Here is a 2,501-nt window from a genome sequence, read left to right as displayed (position 1 = left end):
CGACGACGTCCGGTTCGGGGCCGTCCGTCTCCGGGACGTCGAGGGCGCGCCACTCCACCGTGTACAGGTCGCGGGGGGCGGTGCCCGCCGGGCGGACCAGCAGCGACCGGACGGTCGCCAGCGGCGCGCCCGCGCGTCCTCGACCCGGATCGCCACCGTGTCCGGGCCCGTGCGGGTGAGGCGGGCCCGCAGCACGTCGCCGCCCCGGCCGTCCGGGTGCAGGTCGACGCCCGTCCAGGCGTACGGGACGAGCGGCGCCTCGGCGTCGTGCGCGGCGGCGTGCAGGACCGCGTCGAACAGCGCGGGGTGCAGCCCGTACCCGGCGGCGTCGAGCCCCTCGGGCGGGCGGACCTCCGCGAAGACGTCGCCGTCCCCGCGCCACGCGGCCGCGAGGCCCTGGAACGCCGGGCCGTAGCCGAGGCCGAGGTCGCCGAGCCGCGCGTAGAGGCCGTCGTGGTCGAGGGGGTCGGCGCCCGGCGGCGGCCACGCCCCGATCGCGGGCGGTCCGGGGGCCGGTTCGGGGGCGAGCGTCCCGGACGCGTGCCGCGTCCTCGGCGCGTCCTCGTCGCCGAACGGGCGCGCGTGCAGGGAGACCGGGCGCCGCCCGCCGCCGTCGGGCGCGCCCACCGCGACCTGCACCCGGACGCCCCGGCCCGCCGGGACGGGCAGCGGCGCCTCCAGCGTCAGCTCCGCCAGGTGCGGGCATCCGGCGAGGCCGCCGCCGCGCAGCGCCAGCTCCACCAGCGCCGTGCCGGGCAGCAGCGGGTCGCCGTGCAGCGTGTGCTCGCCCGTCCACGGGTGGGTCCGGGAGTCGATCCGTCCGGTCAGCAGCAGGCCGCCGGAGTCCGCCAGGTCCACCGCCGACTCCAGCAGCGGGTGCCCGCCGGGGGACGGCCCGGCGGCGCCCGGCGCGGGCGCGTCGATCCAGTACCGGCGGCGCGCGAACGCGTACGTCGGCAGCTCGACGCGGCGTCCCGGCAGCAGCGGCGACCAGTCGACCGGGGTCGCCGTCGACGTGCGCGTCCGCCAGAGCGCGGCGAGCAGCGCGGGCGCCTGCGGGCGGTCGCCGCGCTGCGCCGGGATCAGCGCCGGGTCGCGCGGCCCGGGCGCACCGGCCAGCGACTCGCCCATCGCGGCGGTCAGCACCGGGACGGGCGCCAACTCCACGTACCGGACGACGCCCCGGTCGGCGAGCGCGCGGACGCCGTCCATGAACCGGACGGGCTCGCGGATGTGCCGCGCCCAGTGAGCGGGGTCGCACAGCTCCGCCGCGTCGCGGCCGCGATCGGGATCGTCGGCGCCGCGTACGACAGGCCCTCCGCGACGGCGCGGAACTCGTCGAGCACCGCGTCCATGTGCGGGGAGTGGAAGGCGCGGCGGACGTCGAGGCGGCGGGTCCGGCGGCCCCGCTCGGCGAGCCGGGCCGCGATCCGCTCCGCCGCCGCGGCCGTCCCCGACACGACCGTGGCCGACGGCGCGTTCACGGCGGCGATGTCGACGCCCTCGGTGAGCAGCGGGCGGACCTCGTCCTCGGCCGCCTGCACGGCGAACATGGCGCCGTCGCCGCGGGCGGCCTGCATCAGCCGTCCCCGCGCGGAGACCAGCGCGGCGGCGTCCGGGAGGGACAGGACCCCGGCGGCGTGCGCGGCGGCGACCTCCCCGATGGAGTGCCCGATGAGCAGGTCGGGCCGCAGCCCGCAGCTCTCCAGCAGCCGGAAGAGGGCGATCTGGAAGGCGAACAGGGCGGGCTGGGTGAAGGACGTGTCGGCCAGCAGGTCCGCGGCGCCGTCGGACATCGCGTCCCGGACGGGCATGTCGAAGTACTCCGCGATCTCGTCCATGGCCGCCGCGAACACCGGGAACGCCTCGTACAGGCCGCGCCCCATCCCCGGCCGCTGGCTGCCCTGCCCGGAGAACGCGAACGCGGTCGGCCCCGGACGGGACGGGCCGCGCGGCGGGCCGTCCGCGGCGAGCGCCGCCAGCCCGGACAGCAGGTCCGCGCGCGAATCGGCGAGGATCGCGGCGCGCTGCCGGAAGGCGGCGCGGCCGACGGCGAGCGAATGCGCCACGTCGCGTCCGGGATGTCGGGGTGCCGCGCCAGGTACGCGCCGAGCCGTTCGGCCTGCGCCCGCAGCGCCTCCTCCGAGCGCGCCGACAGCAGGAACGGGACGGGCCGGGCGGGCTCCGCCGGGGCCGTGCCGTCGTCGGGGACGTCGTCGGGGCCGGGTTCGGCGAGGATGACGTGCGCGTTCGTGCCGCTGACGCCGAACGACGACACGGCGGCCCGCCGCGGCCGGTCCGTCCGGGGCCATGCGGCCGGACGGGCGAGCAGCCGCACGTCCCCGGCGTCCCAGTCGATGTGCGGGTTCGGCTCGTCGGCGTGCAGCGTCCGCGGCAGCACGCCGTGCCGCATCGCCATGACCGTCTTGATGACGCCCGCGACGCCCGCCGCCGCCTGCGTGTGCCCGATGTTCGACTTGATCGACCCCAGCCACAGCGGC

At 79.0% G+C, this 2,501-nt stretch carries 2 protein-coding genes and 1 pseudogene; all 3 read right to left on the bottom strand.

What is annotated here, in order from left to right; genetic code table 11:
- Positions 1-1,212 (bottom strand): polyketide synthase dehydratase domain-containing protein (locus BJF79_RS37210; protein WP_187357109.1); only part of this gene is annotated, 1,212 nt, incomplete at its 3' end.
- On the bottom strand, positions 1,140-2,069 hold the full coding sequence (locus tag BJF79_RS63500) for an acyltransferase domain-containing protein (RefSeq protein WP_075903794.1): 930 nt from the start codon (positions 2,067-2,069) through the stop codon (positions 1,140-1,142). The genes BJF79_RS37210 and BJF79_RS63500, both read right to left, overlap by 73 nt.
- Before the next feature lie 74 nt (positions 2,070-2,143).
- A pseudogene (locus tag BJF79_RS67750) lies at positions 2,144-2,470 on the bottom strand (ketoacyl-synthetase C-terminal extension domain-containing protein); the annotation flags it as partial.
- Positions 2,471-2,501: the final 31 nt, after the last annotated feature.

Origin of the sequence: Actinomadura sp. CNU-125 (genome assembly GCF_001942465.1) — a bacterium.
Lineage (GTDB): Bacteria > Actinomycetota > Actinomycetes > Streptosporangiales > Streptosporangiaceae > Spirillospora.
Note: the sequence above shows the minus strand (reverse complement) of the source record. Positions and strands in the feature narration are given on the sequence as shown.